This window comes from Allorhizobium ampelinum S4 (genome assembly GCF_000016285.1).
Lineage (GTDB): Bacteria > Pseudomonadota > Alphaproteobacteria > Rhizobiales > Rhizobiaceae > Allorhizobium > Allorhizobium ampelinum.
The window spans coordinates 1-19,751 of the sequence record NC_011982.1; the positions used below are offsets into that span (position 1 = coordinate 1).

Annotated in this window: 18 protein-coding genes and 1 pseudogene; 14 read left to right on the forward strand and 5 right to left on the reverse strand. The window is 56.9% G+C overall.

Annotated elements, in window-relative coordinates; genetic code table 11:
* Positions 1-60 precede the first annotated feature (60 nt).
* The 4 genes from repA (at position 61) to AVI_RS24470 (ending at position 5,258) form a co-directional block, all read left to right on the forward strand.
* On the forward strand, positions 61-1,251 hold the full coding sequence (repA, locus tag AVI_RS24455; RefSeq protein WP_041699443.1) for a plasmid partitioning protein RepA: 1,191 nt from the start codon (positions 61-63) through the stop codon (positions 1,249-1,251).
* 84 nt (positions 1,252-1,335) lie between these two features.
* Complete coding sequence (gene repB / locus AVI_RS24460) at positions 1,336-2,331, forward strand: plasmid partitioning protein RepB (RefSeq protein ID WP_012648910.1); 996 nt, start codon at positions 1,336-1,338, stop codon at positions 2,329-2,331.
* A 155-nt stretch (positions 2,332-2,486) separates the two neighbouring features.
* On the forward strand, positions 2,487-3,731 hold the full coding sequence (gene repC / locus AVI_RS24465) for a plasmid replication protein RepC (RefSeq protein WP_012648911.1): 1,245 nt from the start codon (positions 2,487-2,489) through the stop codon (positions 3,729-3,731).
* 234 nt (positions 3,732-3,965) lie between these two features.
* On the forward strand, positions 3,966-5,258 hold the full coding sequence (locus tag AVI_RS24470) for a hypothetical protein (protein WP_012648912.1): 1,293 nt from the start codon (positions 3,966-3,968) through the stop codon (positions 5,256-5,258).
* Between the two features lie 37 nt (positions 5,259-5,295).
* Here AVI_RS24470 and AVI_RS24475 read toward each other — a convergent pair whose 3' ends face one another.
* Positions 5,296-6,183 (reverse strand): hypothetical protein, encoded by an 888-nt coding sequence (locus AVI_RS24475; RefSeq protein ID WP_012648913.1) that lies wholly within the window; start codon positions 6,181-6,183, stop codon positions 5,296-5,298.
* Positions 6,184-6,340: 157 nt separating this feature from the next.
* Here AVI_RS24475 and AVI_RS24480 point away from each other — a divergent pair, with 157 nt between their 5' ends.
* Positions 6,341-7,270 (forward strand): hypothetical protein, encoded by a 930-nt coding sequence (locus tag AVI_RS24480; protein ID WP_012648914.1) that lies wholly within the window; start codon positions 6,341-6,343, stop codon positions 7,268-7,270.
* 86 nt (positions 7,271-7,356) lie between these two features.
* Here AVI_RS24480 and AVI_RS24485 read toward each other — a convergent pair whose 3' ends face one another.
* Positions 7,357-8,493 (reverse strand): site-specific integrase, encoded by a 1,137-nt coding sequence (locus AVI_RS24485; RefSeq protein WP_012648915.1) that lies wholly within the window; start codon positions 8,491-8,493, stop codon positions 7,357-7,359.
* 319 nt (positions 8,494-8,812) lie between these two features.
* On the opposite strand from AVI_RS24485, the gene AVI_RS24490 reads away from it, so the two are divergent.
* A complete protein-coding gene (locus AVI_RS24490) occupies positions 8,813-9,499 on the forward strand; it encodes a DUF1403 family protein (protein WP_409065508.1) in 687 nt (228 codons plus the stop codon).
* A 62-nt stretch (positions 9,500-9,561) separates the two neighbouring features.
* Positions 9,562-10,257 (forward strand): SMC-Scp complex subunit ScpB, encoded by a 696-nt coding sequence (gene scpB / locus AVI_RS24495; protein WP_012648916.1) that lies wholly within the window; start codon positions 9,562-9,564, stop codon positions 10,255-10,257.
* An 89-nt stretch (positions 10,258-10,346) separates the two neighbouring features.
* Here scpB and AVI_RS24500 read toward each other — a convergent pair whose 3' ends face one another.
* Positions 10,347-10,769 (reverse strand): hypothetical protein, encoded by a 423-nt coding sequence (locus AVI_RS24500; protein WP_234618160.1) that lies wholly within the window; start codon positions 10,767-10,769, stop codon positions 10,347-10,349.
* Between the two features lie 241 nt (positions 10,770-11,010).
* Between AVI_RS24500 and AVI_RS24505 the strand changes: the two are divergent.
* The 7 genes and pseudogenes from AVI_RS24505 to ku (AVI_RS24535) form a co-directional block, all read left to right on the forward strand.
* Positions 11,011-11,859, forward strand: a pseudogene (locus tag AVI_RS24505) (IS110 family RNA-guided transposase); the annotation flags it as partial.
* A 48-nt stretch (positions 11,860-11,907) separates the two neighbouring features.
* A complete protein-coding gene (locus tag AVI_RS24510) occupies positions 11,908-12,624 on the forward strand; it encodes an IS6 family transposase (RefSeq protein WP_012648919.1) in 717 nt (238 codons plus the stop codon).
* Between the two features lie 208 nt (positions 12,625-12,832).
* On the forward strand, positions 12,833-13,006 hold the full coding sequence (locus AVI_RS24515) for a hypothetical protein (RefSeq protein ID WP_234618235.1): 174 nt from the start codon (positions 12,833-12,835) through the stop codon (positions 13,004-13,006).
* Positions 13,007-13,034: 28 nt separating this feature from the next.
* On the forward strand, positions 13,035-13,523 hold the full coding sequence (locus AVI_RS24520; RefSeq protein WP_012648921.1) for a hypothetical protein: 489 nt from the start codon (positions 13,035-13,037) through the stop codon (positions 13,521-13,523).
* Complete coding sequence (locus AVI_RS24525; protein ID WP_041699447.1) at positions 13,520-13,708, forward strand: hypothetical protein; 189 nt, start codon at positions 13,520-13,522, stop codon at positions 13,706-13,708. The genes AVI_RS24520 and AVI_RS24525 overlap by 4 nt, the downstream gene beginning before the upstream one ends.
* A 109-nt stretch (positions 13,709-13,817) precedes the next feature.
* The gene (gene ku, locus AVI_RS24530) at positions 13,818-14,705 is read left to right on the forward strand and encodes a non-homologous end joining protein Ku (RefSeq protein WP_012648922.1); all 888 of its coding nucleotides are present in this window, start codon (positions 13,818-13,820) and stop codon (positions 14,703-14,705) included.
* Between the two features lie 3 nt (positions 14,706-14,708).
* Positions 14,709-15,530 carry a non-homologous end joining protein Ku gene (gene ku / locus AVI_RS24535; RefSeq protein WP_012648923.1) on the forward strand — a complete coding sequence of 274 codons (822 nt, stop codon included), beginning with the start codon at positions 14,709-14,711 and terminating at the stop codon, positions 15,528-15,530.
* 63 nt (positions 15,531-15,593) lie between these two features.
* On the opposite strand, the gene ligD is transcribed toward ku (AVI_RS24535), so the two are convergent.
* Positions 15,594-18,275 carry a DNA ligase D gene (ligD, locus tag AVI_RS24540; protein ID WP_012648924.1) on the reverse strand — a complete coding sequence of 894 codons (2,682 nt, stop codon included), beginning with the start codon at positions 18,273-18,275 and terminating at the stop codon, positions 15,594-15,596.
* Positions 18,276-18,617: 342 nt separating this feature from the next.
* Positions 18,618-19,681 (reverse strand): IS630 family transposase gene (locus AVI_RS29940; RefSeq protein ID WP_174083776.1). Its coding sequence is split into 2 segments (ribosomal slippage): positions 18,618-19,187 and positions 19,190-19,681, totalling 1,062 coding nucleotides; the frame shifts between segments, so codons are not numbered across the junction.
* Positions 19,682-19,751: the final 70 nt, after the last annotated feature.

Below are 19,751 nucleotides of genomic sequence, written 5' to 3' on the forward strand. Positions count from 1 at the left end.
AAATGATGGCGTTGTGGCCATTTTTTCGAAATTAAGGCCCTCCGGGATATAGTTTGCAAAATGAGCCATCTGCAGCCCAACAGATTTGATATCGAGATTGCCCAGCAGGGAGCAAAGATCTCAAATGCGTTGCATATGCTGCGCAGCCAACAATATCCGCCGGACGCCAAGAAGGGATTGCGGAAGTTTCAGTTGGGAGAAGTCGCGGACTTCATCGGAGTTACCCAGAGCCATATTCGGCAGATCCACTTGGAGGGTAAAGGTCCGGAGGTCGAGTCGATAGGTGGCCGTCGCTATTACACGGCTGATCAGATGTTGGAGCTTCGAAATTATCTTGAAGCCAATAAAAAATCCGACAAGCGGTATTACATTCCTCGGCGTCGTGAAGGCGAACCGATGCAGGTCGTGTCGGTGGTAAATTTCAAGGGTGGAAGTGGAAAGACTACGACCGCTGCGCACCTTGCTCAATATCTCGCCCTCACCGGCCATCGCGTACTTGCGGTCGATCTCGATCCACAGGCGTCTCTAACGTCCCTGTTCGGAATTCAGCCTGAACTTGACGACACCGCATCTCTGTACGAGGCGCTTCGGTTCGATGACGAGCAAAAATTCATCTCTGAAGTCATCCAGCCCACCAACATTCCCTGCCTTGATGTGATTCCAGCAAATCTGGTCCTGCAGGAGTATGAGTATGATGTTCCCCTGGCAATCTCCTCCAAAAAAGGAGAGGACGGCCGGTTGTTCTACATGCGGATTTTCAACGCGCTGAAGCAGGTTGACGACAGATACGACGTTGTCGTTATCGATTGCCCCCCACAACTCGGGTACCTGACGATCACCGCGCTTATGGCCTCGACTGGCATTCTTATCACTATCCATCCCCAGATGCTGGATATCATGTCGATGAGCCAATTCCTGATGATGTTGGGAGGTATAATGGGGCCGGTCGCAGAGGCCGGTGCGGAGATGCGTGTCGAATGGTTCCGCTATCTCGTAACTCGCTTCGAGCCGACGGACATCCCGCAAGCACAGATGGTCGGGTTTATGCAATCGATGTTTGCCCAGCAAATGTTGCGAAATCACGTTCTCAAATCGACGGCCATTTCAGATGCTTCGATAAAGAAGCAAACTTTGTACGAGGTAGAGCGAGGCGATTTCGTCCGTTCTACCTATGACCGGGCGATGGAGAGCCTGAACGCAGCCAATGGCGAAATCATGGAACTAATCCACGGCGCATGGGGGCGGAAATGAGACACTTGTCAGCCGTTTTTTTGCGGGATTTAATGAACTATATCAAGTCCTTGTCGACGTTGAAAGCGAGTGCGGAGGCCGGCTATGGCACGTGAAAATCCTTTTTCTAAATTGGACATGGCTTCCATCGCGTCGAACCAGACACCGACAAAGCCTGGCTACGGTATGACGGGGGCAGCCAAGACCGTCGTCCGGTCCATCGAGGATCTGGCTGAGAACACAAAGAAGCTGATGGAAGGCGAGGTGATCGTGGATCTGGATCCGCGGTTGATTGACGTTTCCTTTCTCGCCGATCGCCTTTCCGACGATGGCGAAGAGTACCAGGAGCTGAAGCAGGCGATTGCGTCGTCCAGCCAGACGACACCGATTCTGGTCCGACCCAGTTCGTCGGATAGTCAACGCTTCATGGTCGTCTTCGGTCACCGCCGTCTCAAAGTCGCCAAAGAGCTTGGAATTCCGGTCAAGGCAGTTGTCAAGAAGCTGGATGACATCACGTCCGCAATCGCCCAGGGGCAGGAAAATTCCGCACGCTCCAACCTGTCGTTCATAGAGCGTGCGTACTTCGCGCAGAACCTCCTTTCGTCTGGAATGACGAAGGACGTGGTTCGGTCGTCGCTCGCGATCGATGAGGCGATGCTTTCGAAAATGCTCAGTGTCGTGGAGGCCGTCCCAGCTTCGATCCTTAAGGTGCTCGGGGCCTCCAAGAAGATTGGGCGCGACCGGTGGCTTAGCCTCCGTCAATTGCTTCTTGCTCCTGCCCTCCTGAAGGTTGCGACGGAGCATGTCGAAACGGCAGGCTTCGTTGAGCTGACTGAAGACAAGCGGTTCGATGAGCTCCATGACTACCTGAAGCGCTACAAGGCCAAATCGGCTGCAAAGAAGCCCAAGGCCGGTGCGTCCGGGAGGGATTGGACTTCGAGCGATACGTCACTGAATTTCGTGATGAATGCCAAATCGAAAAAGGTTGCGATCGAGCTTTCGAATGTCGAAGCGAAGCCCTTCAGCGAGTGGCTATCAGCCCACATGGATCGTTTGTACGACGAGTACAGAGGATCGAAGCAGGAAAACAACGGAGACTAAACCGCAAAAGAAAAAGGCCCCCAAACGGTAAACCGTGGAAGCCTCTCTCGTATCTCTCGCAGGATTGAGAATCGCATTTCCCGGAATCACAGTCAAGAGTCTTGGCACCGATTTGGTGAGCGGATTTCCTTTGCCCGGAGAAAGGTGAGAGAAAAATGCAGACGGGACATGTAACGACGCCCTTTGGGCGGCGGCCGGCGACGCTTGCCTTGGTGAAAGGGCAACTGGCTGTCGCGGCATCAACACCGGGCACGCGAGTCGAAAAGTGGAAAGTATTTCGCGATGTGTGCGAGACGAGAGAGCGCTTCGGTTTGCAAGACAGAGCGCTTGCCGTTCTCGATGCCCTTTTGACATTCTACCCCGATGCACAGCTCGACGCTGAAAACGGGCTTGTTGTATTTCCATCCAATGCGCAGCTATCCGTCCGCGCTCATGGGATCACGGAAAGTACACTGCGCCGCCAGCTCGGCGCACTTGTGGATGCAGGACTTATCCAGCGTCGTGATAGTCCGAACGGGAAGCGATACGCACATCGCAGTCGAGACGGTGAAATCGAGCAGGCTTACGGCTTCGATCTGAGCCCGCTGCTTACGCGTGCCGCCGAGCTTGCCTTGCTGGCTCAGGATGTCGCCGCGGAGCGCATGCGTTTTCGCCGGGCGAAGGAAGCACTCACGATCTGCCGCCGAGATGTCCGTAAGCTGATTACAGCCGCGATGGAGGAAGGCGCTCCAGGCAATTGGGCGCATGTTGAAACAATATACGTTGGAATTCTCAGGCGGCATCCTCGCTACCCGGACAGAAACCAGGTCGAAACAACACTCGATGAGATGGAGCTCTTGCGTGCGGAGATCCTCAACCTCCTGGAAATGCAGTCAGAAACTAAAGATATGCACGGCAATGCCAGTCTGGATGACCGTCACATACAGAATTCAAATACCGAATCTATAAATGAACTTGAACCGCGCTCTGACAACGAGCAGGGCGAAAGCGTGCCGGACGAGCCGCACGCAAAGAGTGTGACGTCCGGAAAGACAAAGGCAAAGCTCGAACAAATCAAAGCGTTCCCGCTGGGAATGGTCCTTCGAGCTTGCCCGCAGATTGCTGATTATGGGCCGGGCGGCGGCATCGCCCATTGGCGCGAGCTCATGACCGCGGCTGTAGTGATCCGCTCGATGTTGGGTGTCAGCCCGTCAGCCTATGAGGAGGCCTGCAATGCGATGGGGCCAGAAAATGCCGCGGTGGCTATGGCATGCATTCTCGAGCGATCAAACTTCATAAACTCGGCCGGCGGCTATCTGCGCGACCTGACGAAGCGCTCGGAGCGTGGAGAATTTTCGTTGGGTCCTATGCTGATTGCCCTGCTTAAGGTCAACGGAGAGACCGCACGTCGCGTCGGCTGAGGCTGGAGCTTAGCGAATCCAGGGCAGGAGGAACGTCCAGAAGCCCATGCGACGCTGGATTTGAAAAATTGTCAGCCGTTTTTTTCGGTTGATTTCTGATAAGATTCAATAGCTTGTCGTCGTTGATAATGCGATGGGTTGGAACCTCACAGCCTATTATGTGGGGTTTGAGCGTAACATCTGATGGTTTCGCGCGGGCTCTTGCCTGGTAAGCAATGTTGGGAGAGCAATTCGATGTGGAAAGCGAAGCGCAAGCTTTTAAATGTTGAACAAGTGAGCCCACATCCAGCAGGCCCGTCTCGTCTCATCCGTGGCCGGGCTCCTGGCAGTACGGAATTGTCTTTTACGCCGGCAGAGCTTTTCGGAGCTATGGCTCAATGCTCCAGTCGCGCGCGAATGGACCAACGAGCGGCGAGGGCGCAGGTTGCTTTTTGCAAGCATTTAATTGCTCAGCACGTCGATGACGCCAATGATCGTTTTGCGCTGCTAAATTCCGCGCGCGATTTGAAAGACTATGTACGGAAGGCGATGACAGGACTGGTCGGTGATGGGATAGCCTACCTTCAAATGGTGCGCGATGGTTACCGGTGGGTCGATCATTTCGAGAGCCACGTCGTACATGGAAAAAAGCCGACTGGGCGATCGCCAGACTTTATCTTCAGCCGAACCAATGACCTGTACGTAGCACTTGCGGAATCGAAGGCCACTAAAGGCACGTCAAAGGGAGCCTTCAATGAACGGGTTGCAGATGGCTATAAGGGCCAAATTGAACCCTATCTCGGCCGCAAAATTGGCAGCTGGATTGCTTCGCATGGGTATTCGGTCGGTACCTGGATGACATCGTTGAAGCGAGCGGAGATGTTTGTCCATCACACGGCGCTACCGGATCCAGTAGATCCCGATGGTCTAGACCCAGAGGAGGCCTCTGACCCGACCGGCGTTCGGTTCGGCAGCTATTGCGGTGTGATTACACTTCTTTTTGGTCCCGAGATCGGCGAGGCCGCACGTTCTCGCCTGTGGAACCCATCCGAGCAGACCTTCTCGACGGTTGAATGGCTCGGTCGCACGTGGATTCTAGGCGAAGAAGTTGATGCTGAGGCAATTGTGACCGGTCGTCATGGGAAGGTTGTCTTTAAGGGGACATGGTCTCACTGGTTCAATGGACTGGCGATCGACCTAGAAACCGCCCGGAGGGTTTTTGCCTATATCGAGGCAGAAGAACCTGAAGGCCGAATGTTGGAAAATATTCCTGAGTTTGGTGCAGACCTAATTGAGGCAGCAAAGGAATCGGGTGGGGCAATTTTTCCAGACGGATTTGCGGTTCTGGGCCGAGAAAATGATCTGAAAGAAGTTCAACTGGACGCGATACCTCCGAAAGCGGCAGCTTCCACTGTTGTAAAAGACGACGATATCGAGATTGCTGAAGCCATCGTCGAGCGGCTTAGCTATCGAGAGGCAGAAAATGAGGAGACACAGGAGGAGGAGTTGGAGCGGCCTCAAGCTCTGATTTTCGTCACGAGAGAGTAGTGCCCGAGTTGGTTTACCCTCGATGGCTCGTACTGCGTCAGTTTCCTTCGTGAGAGGCGTCGTTAGGCGCATGCTGCTTTCGGAGAAAGGTCTGGGAGATACGGCCGATCTTGACCATCTGCCCTAGGTCCTGCGGTAGAGTAGGGTAGATGTCGTTTATCTCCTCTCCAGGATCATGGACGAAGATGGGAACGAAAATGCCGACCCGCTCGCGCTTGCGCTGCAAATTGTGCATCTTGTCGAAATCCTGCTCGCGAAGGGCTGTCGAAATCTGTTGGTCGAGATCCCGAAGAGTCTCTGTCGCCTCCCGGTCATATCCGGCAGGCGGGACATAAAGGGGCATTCGGTGGGCCGCCGGGTTCCTTCGCTTTTTCACGTCGGTTTCCCAGGTCGCGAATGATCTTAGAGTGGCCGCCACGTTCGACAGAGCCGGGTCGGCGGCAAACATGGGCTTGAAAAGGCTAACGGAAAGCGGCTTTGCGGCTTGAGTTGCGACGCTGCCCACCTGATGGACGATCGTCCACGCATAGTTATCGAGGAGGCCAAGGATGTTGACGTATATTGCGTTTAGGTCGCGACAAACCTCGTCAGACTGATCCATTGTCAGGGGGACTGTACGGTCCGGCATGATGATACTTTGGAGGTTGCGAAAAGAAGATATCATCATTCTTAGTCGGCGAAGTACGCCGAAACGCATGAAGTAGTCGGCCGTCTGTGTGAGGACACCGAGTTCGACCAATACTGCCGCATCACCCAAGAGCTGGTTCAATGCGTTGTTGACGCTGTAGATGTGGTTTTCCCGCGCCTGATTATCGAAGTACTGGTCGTTTGCGGCATTTTTTCCCCTGATGAATAACCTCTCGGCCTGCGCTTCATGGAGGGAAAACTCCACTTCGCGAAATCCATACTCGTCATCAAATCCCATGGTCGCTTTTTCCCCAAGCTCACTTCATTGCCGCGACTTTCTTGATCACCAACAAGGGGCTGCACAAGCAAACCGGCCGATATTTGTTCGAATTCCTTACCAGTTTCTTGGCGATTTTCAGCTAGATCGATTACAAGTCAAATAGCTGAGTGTCCGTATGTTCATCACCAACGCATTGTCGCCCGCGGAAACACTGGCGGAAATTCTTCAAAAGAACTCGTCTATAATTGCTGACACGGATTGGTTTAAAACCAAAAAGCACGATGCGGACTTATGTCCGATGTTTGAATCCCTCGGCGTTGAAATCCTGCAGTCTTACAAAGCTTATCGCGCCGGCTGCCACGACATTCAGGGTATGCGCGACGACGGCGTCGATATCCTGTTGAAATATGATTCCGAGGACGGAGCCACAAAGATCGGGCTCCAGATCAAGAGCTACCCGGAGTTCCAAGACTGGGTGGCGAAGGAAGACAAGACTTTCATGAAGACGCTGAAATCGCAATATACGGAAGCAATGCAAAACGTGGGTGTTGAGCATTATTTCCTCATCCTCTGTACTGACGCTCACGAGCATCGCAAACAGATTCGAATGATTTCTGCAGAGCTAAAGAATTTTGCCAACTTGACGATCGTGAAACCGGTGCAGGTCCGTGGTTTCACCCTTCTGTCGCATTGGGAGCTTCAGGCGACTGTTACGCGCCTCCTCTGCCAAGACGACCCTGTCCTGAATGCAGCGCGAGAATGTTTCTCGGACCTGGCCACTCTCGACGACTACATGACGCTAGACCTGCTCTGCAGGGCATTCGGTGGCGCGAATGAACCGATTGATAACGGTGATCTCGAGGATATAGCGGAGCAGTGGACCGAGCTTGCGGGTGGGGCTCGCGATATGGATGAGGTCGCCGACGCTCTTGGCTTTATGGAAAGCTCTGGTTACCTCCGCTACGTAGGCGAAAGGTATGTAATCGTTCCAGAGGAGTTTCCTAACGCCCTTTGCGCTATCTACTTTGATTTACGGGCCCGCAACGGCCTGGCCGCAGACGATGCACTGGCGTACCTCGTTCCGTTGTTGCTCAACATTCCATGACCGAGTCACCTTCTGATCGACGCGTCCGATTTCGTATTGGCGCTGAACTCTCATTGTTCGCACTGGAGAGGGAGGGGTCGCCTAGGCTAAAGCCCTGAAGCCTTCGTTAAATTGACGCGGAAGCGGTCACGCCGCCGCTGATATCTGCGGGTCATCTCCGCGGACGAGTGTCCCAGCTGTTTCTGCACATACCGTTCGTCGACCTCGGCAGAGGAGGCCAACCCGGCGCGAAGGGAGTGACCGGAGAACTTAAACGCACGTTCGATTTCGCTGAGATCGCCGCGAACGCCGGCCGCCATCGCGGCCCGCTTAACCAGCCGAGCCACTTCCTTGTCATTCAGCCGTTCTGGCCCAACAGCCTTCCCTTGCCCCGTGACGCGGCGAAAGAGGGGGCCATGGGCCAGCTTGGCAAACTTGATCCACATCTCGACCGCGGTAACTGGGCAGGTGGCGTCCGACGAACCGCGCCCGATCTCAACTTCTCGCCATCCAGTTTTGCCGCGCAGGGTGACGAGCATGCCCTTGTCGAGGATCTCAATCCAGCCTCGGCCGTCTTCGGTCTGGTCCGGCTTCAGATCAAGGTCAACGATTTCGGAGCGCCGAAGACCGCCGGCAAAGCCGATGAGCAACATTGCCCGATCCCGCAGCCCGCGCAGAGAGCCGCGATCAAGCGTCTCGACCATGGCGATGATATCCTCTGCCATGACCGCCTCCTTCTGCACCGGAGGCCTGGCATGGCTGTTGCGGATGCCGGCCATGACCGTTGCAATATGCCGATCCCTGCGATCAAGTTTTTGTCCGCCGCGCTGCGCGTAATTCCAACTGAGTGAAGAGAGGCGCCGCTCGATCGTTGAGACCGAATTCGGTTTGCCACTGCGTTCGACATGTCCTGAAGCACAAGCCGTGATGTAAAGACCGACGGTTTGCGGGTGTGGTGGGAGCGGAGCCAGATTGGACCGCCGGCACCAGGCGGCAAAATGCTTCCAGTCTGACGCGTAAGCCTTGCGGGTATTGGCGGAACTTGCTGCTGCGACATAGCCGCGGGCGCGATCAGCAAGGCTTGCAAGATGGGCGGGCGTCTGATCCTCGCCGACGAGAGAGGGGAGGGGGCTATCGCCCGACACCTCCGACGCGGAGACATCACGCTCGGCCACCGTGCTGTGAGACGGCGCTGAGGTCTCCTCGACGTGATTTTCGCTGTTTTGCTTGATGATTTGGGCCATTTCTCTATAGTGACAAAAACGTCCGATAATGCAAGATTATCGGACGTAATAACACGACGACAGACAGTGCGGTTTATGTCGAAAGAAGCGGCTTAAACCGCACACCCGATTTACACTCTGGCGCATGGATACGCTCGCACCCTCCGCTTCCACGACTCCCACTTCGTCGCCCCGCCTGCCGGGCTGGGCCCTGCCGCGTGGTCGCGACACCAGCGAGACCGGCGCTGCCTTCGCCGCCGGTATCCTCTCGACGATCTGATCCGCCGACCCTCCATGGCTTGGCTGATGGCGCGATCGGCTCGCCCTCAAATCGGCTGCCGTGGCTGCCAAGACGCTTGGCCGCAATGAAGAGGATGGCGCCATCCGGGACGCCGTCCTGCTGACCGTCACCGGCGACGATCCCGGCCCGGCCGGAAACCTGTTTGTGGCGACACGAATGCTGACCCGCCGGTCCGGACCCGTCACCACCTCCTTTGTCAAAGAACTCGCTGATCTTTTAGGGCTTCGGTGGAACAACGGACTTGCCTCAACTCCCGATATCGTCGATTCTGCCATCCAGTCCGGGCGAGCAGCACCCTTCGCGGTGGCGGACCTTATTACGGCGATCTTTGCCGTTCGCCCGGATGCTGAGGTGCTGGCGCTTGCGCTGGCCGAGGTCGTCCTGGCGCATAAGCTCAATTGGCCAAAGTCTGTGCCGCTGCTGCTGCCCGAACGCTATGGGCCGGCTTTTCGCACGATCGGCGGACGAGGCCGGGTTCGGCCGGGCGAGCCGGCTTTTCCAAAAGCCATCTGCCTGGCGTTGGTCGATGGTGTCGAGGGGGCGCTCCGCGCCGCCGTAGAGATCGACCGTCGCGCCGGCCGACTGCTGGCGGCGGCGCCGAAACTGCGCACCAAAGGCGCCGAGCCTGTTATCCCCAAACTTCTTAGCGAGGACACGGTGCCCGCCTCGGCGCCCGGCAGCAATCTCTCTCGCTGGGCGGCTAACCGGCTGTTCGAACGGCTTTGAGGCGGTGCGCGAGCTGTCCGGTCCCTCCTCCTTTCGGATCTTTGGGTTGTGAGGCGGTTGATATGAGCTCAAGACAGCCACACCGCATCGCGAAAAAGAATCAAAAGAATCCCCAGGACGATGTCCTGTTTGATCGGGAGCTGAAGGATTTGCCAACGGAATTGCGCTGGCGAGAATGGATGATGGAGGTCGAGGCCGTGATTTTTGCCTCCGCCGAGCCAGTTCCCCGCGAAACCTTGGCACGCGTGGTGGGAAAAGACTGCAGCATCGATTTGCTGATCGATGATTCGAGCGAGGAACTGCGAGATCGGCCTTACGAACTGGTGTCAGTGGCCGGTGGCTGGCAACACCGAACCCGTTCGCGGTTCGCCGGCGCGATCCGGGCCTCAACGGCTCCGACGCGGGGAGGGGCGGCGGCACTCTCCGAGTTTGAGGCGATGGTGCTGATGGCGGTGGGATATTTCCAGCCGGTCACCCGTACCGAGCTGTCGAAGATCTTTGGCAAGGAGGTGAGCCGTGACGTGATCGCTGCACTTCGCGGCGCAGGTTTCTTGGCGTCCGGACCACGCAGCCCTACTCCCGGAGCACCTTATACCTATGTGACGACCAAGCATTTCTTCTCCGCCTTCGGGTTGGAAACGCTCCGCGATCTCCCGGATATCGAAGCGCTTGAAGATGCCGGGTTGTTCAGCCGGAAGGGTGAACTTCAGATTATGGACAGCGCACATGGGGAAGAGGGTGAGATGGAAGATGGCTAGTCGTGCGATCTGGAACGGAGCTAGAGTCGGAGTCTACCCCGTCGGCAAGCTGCTTGGTATCATAAGCAAAAACCGAGGCTTCGCTTTTCTCACGTGGTGAGCGGAACAACGATTCGGATGGATGTCTTGCTGTCGAGAACAATGTGGAGATCACGCAGCATGCCAGCGGCTGTGAGAAAAGCGTTCCGCACCTGGTCATCCGTCCGCCAACCCTGTTCGATGGATAAGGCCGTTGTGTGGAGGTCCAAAACAACATCACGACCAGGCCCGTTCGGCATCCCGATTGCCGCGCGCATCTCGCGAATGGTGGTGACAGCCCGTTCCAGCAATCTGCGTTTCTGGTATGCGTCAAGGCGGTCCAATTGATTGGCACCGCGGACAAGCTTTGCAATGAAATCCGACGTCTGGGACATAGGGCAACGCTGATCAATTGGGTGCGGAGAGTCAATACTCGGTTGTCCGTCGGCTTTATTCGCGTACATGTTCTGTAGGTTGGTGTGATTGGCCTGCATCAGAAGTGAGGCTGCTGACGTTTGATCTGCGGATGAAATTGACTTGGTGTCGAACCGGCGGCACGGTTCAGACAGTTCCGCTCCACAACATGCGCGAGTGGCATGCCGGCCACGTCCGCCACGCTGAACTGCATCGGTTTCGGATGACAATTAGTAGGCTTGATGAGGTGGACGGCCTCCTACCGCGGCACGTGAGGTGCCATAGTGCGGCTGTTAGGAGCCGCAAATCGGAGGACCGTCCATGAAGGAAATTGTCACAGTCGGCGTTGATATTGCCAAGAACGTCTTTCAGGTTCACGGAGTTGACGCACAAGGTGTTGTGGTGGTGCGCCGGAAGCTTCGCCGCAGCAAGGTTTCAGGATTCTTCGAAAGTCTGCCACCTTGTCTGATTGGTATCGAAGCTTGTGCGACAGCACATCATTGGGCGCGACATCTGATGGCGCTTGGACATGAGGTCAAGCTGATGCCAGCGGCTTATGTGAAGCCCTATGTCAAGCGGCAAAAGAATGACGCGGCAGACGCGGAAGGCATCTGTGAAGCGGTTCAACGTCCGACGATGCGGTTTGTGCCGGTCAAGAGCAAGGAACAGCAGGGAGTGCTGATGCTGCACCGCGCCCGAGAGTTGCTTGTTCGTCAAAGAACGATGCTGATCAATGCGTTGCGCGCTCACCTGGCGGAGCTTGGTATCGCCACCCGGCTCGGGCCGATGGGCGTAAAGGATGCGGTGGCAGTGATTGAAGGCATCGACCAACACTTGATCCCGGAGATCGTGCAACATGCTTTGTCTCCCCTGTGCGATCAACTGCGCCATGTTCACACGAAGATCGAAGAGATGGACCGGCAGATACTCGAATGGCACCGTTCGAGTGCGCTCAGCCAGCGTCTGGCGACGATCCCGGGTATTGGGCCGGTTACGGCCAGTGCGATTGCAGCGACGATCACGGATGTCTCAAGCTTTCGTTCCGGGCGGCAATTGGCGGCGTGGATCGGTCTCGTTCCCCGGCAGAGTTCTTCCGGCGGCAAGGAGCGTCTTGGCAGGATCACGAGGCAGGGCGATCCCTACATACGCCGCTTGCTGGTGATTGGGGCGGCACTGTAAAGTTAACCTGGCATCGATCAACATTTGGGATCTTGTGGCATGACCAGATTTGCCCGTGATCCTCTTTATCGTCTCCATCGATTTACAGCCGAGGTGATTGCCCATGCCGTTTGGCTCTATTTCCGGTTTCCGCTGAGCCTGCGGATGGTCGAGGATATGCTGGCTGCCCGTGGCCTCATCGTCTCTCACCAAACCGTGAGGCTCTGGGCGGAGAAGTTCGGTAGACATTTTGCCAATGATATCCGCAAGCGATCTGCCGGCAGGCTCGGTGACAAATGGCACTTCGACGAGGTTGTCATCACGATCGCCGGCAAGAAACATTGGCTCTGGCGCGCCGTCGATCAGGACGGTTTTGTTCTCGACGTGCTGGTGCAAAGCCGCCGCGATGCCAAGGCGGCAAAGCGTTTGATGCGAAAGCTTCTGAAAGGGCAATGCCGTGCGCCGCGTGTGATAATCACCGACAAGCTTCGATCCTACGGTGCGGCGAAGCGTGATATCATGCCCGGTATCGAACATCGCTCGCACAAGGGCCTGAACAATCGGGCCGAGAATTCTCATCAGCCTGTCCGACGGCGTGAAAGGATTATGAGGCGCTTCAAGTCAGCGAGGCACCTTCAACGGTTCGTTTCCATCCACGATCCGATTGCCAACCTCTTTCACGTTCCCCGCCACGACATTCCATCCACCCATCATCGCGAATTGCGAGAAACAGCCATGCAAACATGGTACCAAATCGCTGGCATTCAAGCCGCCTAAACCAAAACCTCAACCCCAAATCATGACTGCGAAGCGCTAAGTTTACATTGCCTGGCGGGTTTCATCCGGCCGCCTGAGGTGTTCAAGGTAGTGGCGAAGCATTCGGCAGAACTGGAAGGTCAACAGCCCGATCAGTTTGAAAACCTTGTCTTCGATACTTCCTTTCCAATCCGACACAGTGCCGTATCGGGCCCTCGGAGGCCGCCGAGTGGCTGTGATCGACGACAATGTCGGATCATCACGCGACTGGGATGGCGATACAGCGGAAGCGGCTGCATTCTGGAACGAACGTATCGCAACCTTGCCGGACCGGGAAAAACGTGATGTCGAGACTTTCCTCCCGTCCTTGAACGATGAGAGTGACGAGCCAGCCTCCAAGTGACATCGGCGCCCAGCGTAGGTTATCCCAGATGAATGTCGAGAAAGTGCTTTTCCCACGAAGCGACTGGGTACCGAATAACCAACGGTTTCCAGTTCTGGTCTATCGAGCCGCCATGCTGGATTGCCAGTCTTCCGACTTCGAACATACCTTCGCACGGAATGGATGGACCGGCATCTGGCGCAACGGCGTTTTCGATTATCAGCACTATCACTCCGGCGCTCATGAGGTGCTCGGGGTCGGGCGCGGCAACGCCACGCTCCTGATAGGCGGTCCGACCGGCAAGGCGTTCGAAGTCGCGACGGGCGACTGTCTTATCCTCCCTGCGGGAACAGGCCATCGCAAACTGGAGTCGTCGCCTGATTTCCAGGTCGTCGGCGCTTATCCGCCGGGTCAGCACGCCGACATCCAGACAGAAGCGGCCTCACCCGAAATGCAAGAGGCAATCTCGTCATTGCCACTGCCGGATACAGACCCTCTGTTTGGATCATCCGGTGGCATACTGGAGACGTGGCGATGAGAATTCCGACTTCGGACGATCCGGCACCCGAAAGGCGCCGTGCCCTTTCCCGTCTTCGCCAGATGGAGATCATAGAGGGCCTCCTGGAATTCGACCTCGCCAGCCTTGAGCAATATGCGGACGCCGTCGCCGAGGAGCGGCAAAATCTTACGAAACGATTTTTGCCGACCGGGTCCGATTGCTAAGTGGCCTTGCTCACGTAATTTTGGCTTGAGCGCCCACTTGGTGAAAGCATTGTCCGGAACAAAGCCGCCGTGCTACCGTTTATGCGCGCAAGGACTTGGAGGGACACAGATGGCAGCGCATCGGGCTCAGTGGAAGGGTCACTTGAAGGTCGGCGAACTGAGCTGTGCCGTCGGGCTTTACACCGCAGCGTCCACATCAGAGCGGCTCAGCTTCCACATGATCAACGAGGCGACGGGAAACCGTTTGAGGCGCGAATTCATCGACAGCGAGACCGAGGAGACAGTAGAACGCGATCAACAGGTGAAGGGCTTTGAGACCGGCAACGGTGATTATATCATGATCGACCCGGAAGAAGTCGCGGCAGTCGTGCCGGACTCCGACAAGATGCTGGAGGCCGAAGCCTTTATCCCCTGCGGAAAAATCGATGACGTCTATTTCGACAAGCCCTACTACCTCGTCCCGGTCGATGATGCGGATCATGACGCTTTCACCAGCATTCGGGATGCCTTGGTCAAGACCAGTGCCACGGCAATTGCGCGGACGGTCCTCTTCCGCCGGATGCGAACCGTCCTGATCCGGGCGCATGGTAAAGGCATTATCGCGACGACCCTCAACTTTGACTACGAGGTCCGATCCTCCCAGGAGGCATTCAAGGATGTTGCGAAGATCAAGGTCGAAGCCGAAATGCTTGAACTGGCCAAGCATATTATCGGAACAAAGAAGGGTGACTTCGACCCGGCCAAGTTCGATGACCGCTATGAAGACGCACTGGCCGCCCTGGTAAAGGCAAAGGCCGAAGGCAAGGCCCTTCCGAAGCCGAAGCCCGTCAAGGTCTCCAAACCCAACGATCTCCTGAAGGCGCTGCAGGAGAGTGCTGGCATGGGTAAGCCGTCGGCGAAGAAACCGAAGGCCGCCAACGCCAACGCGGGCAAGAAAGCGCCTGCTTCAAAGTCCACCAAGAGCCGGGCAAAACCCGCAGCTAAGAAAGCGAGCTGATCGATGGCACCGCGTCGTCCCTATTGGAGAGGTTACCTCAAGCTTTCGCTCGTCACTTGCCCTGTGGCCATGACCCCGGCGACCTCTGAATCGGAAAAGGTTCGCTTCCACACGCTCAATAAGGACACAGGCAATCGTGTCGTCTCGCACTATGTCGACAGCGTCACCGGAAAACCCGTGAAGGACGAGCAAGAGGCCAAGGGCTACGAGCGTGGCGAGAACGACTACGTACTTCTGACAGACGAGGACCTGGAGTCCGTCGAGCTGGAGACGGTCCGCACGATCGATATCGAGAAATTCATCCCACGCGGAAGCATCGAATGGGTTTACTTGGAAACGCCCTTCTATCTTACGGCTAACGACAAGATCGGCGACGAGGCTTTTGCGGTCATCCGACAAGCCATGGAGGCCGAGGACGTCGTCGGCGTATCTCGCGTTGTCCTGGGTCGCCGCGAGCGGGCGGTTGTGCTTGAACCACGCGGCGAAGGCATCGTCGTCTGGACGCTACGCTTTGGCGATGAAGTCCGGCCGGAAAGCGAGTATTTTACCGGCATCGAGAAAAAGTCGGATGCAAAGGGCGTGTCGGCCGTCGAGGCAGTTATCAAAAAGCGCATGCAGGACTGGTCACCGGAGATGGTGTCCGATCCTATTCAAGAAAGCTTGCTGAAGCTCATCGCCGATAAGAAGAAGGCAAAGAAACCGAGCAAAGCGAAGGCTTCGAAATCCACAAAGGGCGACGACGAGGAAAAGAGCAACGTCGTCAACATCATGGATGCCTTGAAAAAGTCGGTTGCCAAAGAACTCAAATCCCGCAAAGCCGGATGATCTCTGCCTATCTTGAGCGGCGGCGACGCCACCTAATGGCTTCTTGAAGCGGGCAATGTATGGTCACGCAGCCCGCCTCATAAGTTTCTCCAAGCGCTTGATCGCCTGCTCTAGCGGCCTTTGACCATCGCAATAGTCCTGCCACGCCGTATTATCCTTCAGAAGTCCAGGCACCGTGCGAATTGTGAACCGCTTCGGATCGAGACCTTTTTTTACTTGAGCCCAGTTCAAGGGCATCGAGACGGTTGCTCCCGGCCGGGCACGGGGCGACAGGGGAGCCACCGCCGTCGAGGTGCGGTCGTTTCTCAGATAATCCAGGAAGATACGGCCTTCACGCTGCGCCTTGGACATCTTGGTCAGGTAAAGCTCGGGATTGTCGCGGGCCATCTGCAGACACACGTCGTGCGCGAAAGCCTTGCCTTCGTCCCAGCTCAGCTTCTTGCCCTTCGGAACAGCGAGCGGCGTTACAACATGGAGCCCTTTGCCGCCCGTCGTCTTGCAGAAGCTGACCAGACCCAGCTCTTCAAGCCGATCCCTGATTTCTCGTGCACCTTCTACCACTGTCGCGAAGTCGACATCCGGGCCTGGGTCCAGATCGAAGACGAGACGACCGGGGACTTCAGGCTGATAGGGTTCGCAGTTCCACGGATGTAGCTCGGCGCCGCCGATCTGTGCGATCGCGGCCAAACCCTCGACGCGGCCGATCTGGAGGTACGGCTGCTTGTCGCCTGAGACTTTCACCTGTTCGATCAGGTTTGATGTCCCCTGCATCGCATGCCTTTGGAAGAACTGCTCCCCGCCAATACCGTCAGGCGTGCGAATGATTGAGCACGGCCGGCCCTTGATATGATCGATGAGCCAAGGCCCGACTGCCTCATAATAGTGAGCGAGGTCCACTTTCGTTACGGGTTCGCCATCAAGTGCGTCAGGCCACAACTCCTTGTCCGGGCTGGAGACCAGGACGCCCATGACGTCGACCTTTGCACCCTTGCGAAGACGGGAAGATGTCGTCGGCGTCGGGGCCGGCTTGCGAGCAGTTTCCGGGTCGGGCGTATCGACTTCGGCAGGTTCTGCCGGCTTCTCGGCCTCGACTTCTTTTGCGGGCTTATCCTCTCGCAGCCCCTTGAACGCAGCCTGGCGCACTTGCCCATCAGCCGTCCAGCCGGCGAATTCGATCTCGGCTACCAGTTCCGGCTTCAGCCATACGATCTCGGCGGCTTTTTTTGGGGCGCCTATTCCGGTGAACGGCGATTTCGACGCTTCCAACGCTTGAAGCTTCGGTAGGATCTGGTCGACGACCTTCGCTCCATAGCCCGTTCCCACCCGTCCGACATAGACGAAATGGTCGCCCCGATAGACACCGACCAGCAGCGATCGGAAGGCACCGTTGGTCGTGGCATAGGCTCCGATGACCACCTCGTGCCCGGCCCGGCACTTGGATTTCGTCCAGGTGTCACTCCGGCCGGATTGGTATGGTGCATCGCCCTTTTTCGACACGATGCCTTCCAGCGAAAGTCGGCACGCCGACTTCAGCACGGCGTCTCCGCCTGTCTCGAAATGCTCGACGAACCTCAGACGCGGATCGTCACCCGCATCGGACAGCATTGCCGACAATCGTTCTTTGCGCTCGGTGAGCGGAGCTTCGCGGAGATCTTCCTCACCTTCGAATAGCAGATCGAAACCGAAGAAGACGAGGTCATCGGTCTTTTCTTCCGAAAGTGCTGCCTGAAGGGCGGCGAAGTCCGGCGCACCATGATTGTCGAGAGCGCAGATCTCTCCGTCGATAATACAATCGGGAAGTGACGAGGCAGCCTTGGCGATAGCGGGCCATTTCGCAGTCCAGTCCAGGCCTTTGCGGGTTTTCAGGGTGACATTGCCATCCACCACCCGCATCTGGATCCGGTAGCCATCGAACTTGACTTCGTGGATCCATCCCTCGGCAGAAGGCGGGCGGGAGAACGTTTCGCAAAGCTGCGGTGGCACGAATTCCGGCATACCGGTGTTCGGCTGCTTTGCAGCAGCGGCGGCTTTCTTGGTCGGCTTTGCCTTCGTCTTCGTTCCGGCCTTTCGCTCGTCGGCGGCCAGGCCCTCGGTGCTATCCCAGACAGCATCAGCCTCGACGACGGAGCCCTGCGTCATGAAAGGTTTCGGCTTGCGGCCCTTTCCCGACGCGATCGCCTCCATCGTGCGACCGGACGCAACGGAGGTGTCGTTCTCCTCCAGGATGGCTGCGCCGTTCTCCTCAACCGCATGGTCGTCGTGGTGCTTAATCAGGAGCCAATTGGTGCGCTTCTCGCCCTCGCGTCCGCGCATCCGGACGAGCACAAAACTACCGTGCAGGCGCTCGCCTTCGAGCGTGAATTTGAAATCGCCCTTGGCCAGGGCTTGTTCCGCCGTTTTGTTTCCCTCGGGTTCCCAATATCCCCGGTCCCAGAGCATGACGGTTCCGCCACCGTATTGACCCTTGGGGATGGTGCCTTCGAAGTCGCCATAGTCGAGCGGGTGATCTTCGACCTCGACCGCCAATCTCTTGTCATGTGGATCGAGTGATGGACCTTTGGTGACCGCCCAGGATTTGAAAACACCATCCATCTCGATCCGAAGATCGTAATGGAGCCGTGTAGCGTCGTGCTTCTGGATGACGAAGCGACGGCGGTTCGATGACTTCACCCCGACTTCACCGCTGGGCTCGGCGGTTTTCTTGAAGTCGCGTTTCTCGCGGTATTTCGAGAGATTATCGGGCATCGGCGTCTCACGGTTGATTTGCAATGCAAATGTTGTCCGTGCGGCGTTTGTTCCACCTCTCGTCTAGCAAAAGCTGTGCATTCATCGGAAGGGGTAGCAAGATCCCAATTGTTAGCGTCATTCAACGAATGTGGAAGCTACACCCAACTCTACCGGTGCCTTCCGAAGCTGCCGAGATGCCCGCTCTCTTAGGTCAGTAGATAACATGTCGACGGTTCTGATCTCTTCAAGTCGCTTATCTCTATACAAGGTCGTTAGGCGCAGTAACGCGCTGAGTTGATAGACGATACGGTTATTCGGCTCACGATTGGGTAACTACCGATTAATACCAACCTGCATTGATCAGAACTGACGAGCCCATTTTCGGCGGCCGATGGTCATGATGCGCCAAGGCTGATCGACCAGCTTGTTCCAAGCCTCGCAGCAGTGGTCGAGAATATTGTCGTGGGAGGTAAAAACGCGATTGGAAAGCCAGTTATCGCGCATGAATTGCCAAACGTTCTCGACCGGGTTCAGCTCGGGACACTTGGCGGGTAGCGCGATGATGCTGATGTTGTCGGGGACCTCGAGCTTGTCGGTCATGTGCCATCCGGCCTGGTCCATCAACACCACGGCGTGCGCGCCCGGCGCTACGGCGAGCGCGATCTCAGCGAGATGTAGCGACATCGTTTCTGTGTTGCAAAAGGGCAGGATCAGCCCGGCACCCTTGCCCTGTTCGGGGCAGATGGCTCCGAAGATGTAGGCCGATTTCGTGCGCTGGTCCTTGGGCGCCGAGGGTCGTGTTCCGCGTCTGGCCCAGCGCCGTGTGATGGTGTTCTTCTGACCGACGCGGGCCTCGTCTTGGAACCAGACTTCTATGGACGTGCCCTTCGGGAGGCTTGTCCGGACCTTTGCCACTTCGGCAGCAAAGCCCCCTTTTTGAATGTCTCCATGGCCAGCTCGTTCTGCGCATGATGACGTGGTCGCGCGGTCAGCTTCACATAGCCCAGCTTTTTCAACTCGCGGCTCACGGTGGTTTCGTCGAGCGACACCGCGAACTCCTCGTGCAGCAAATACACAAGGTCGATCAACCGCCAACGCACGACACCATGGATCGCCGGGATCGGCCCGCGCTCGACCGCCTCGACCAGCGCACGACGCTGGGCATCGTTGAGGATCGACGGCTTGCCCGGCGCCTTGCCGTCCAGAAGACCGTCGGGGCCACGGGCATTGAACCGGATCACCCAGTCCCGCACGATCTGAAGGGTCACCCCGCCAATCCTTGCGGCCTCGCTCCTGCTGCTCCCCTCGTAGATCTGCGCCAGGGCCAGCAGTCGCCGGGCCTGCGGCGCGCTCTTTGATAATCGCGCCAGTCGCCGGAGCGACGCTCCGTCAAAATCTTCCCGCAAGCCGATCGCTTGTCCCATCGCCACGTCCTTTCGATGCAGGACGCCATTGATTCACACTTTCATCGCTTTGGGAATCCACAACCTGAGT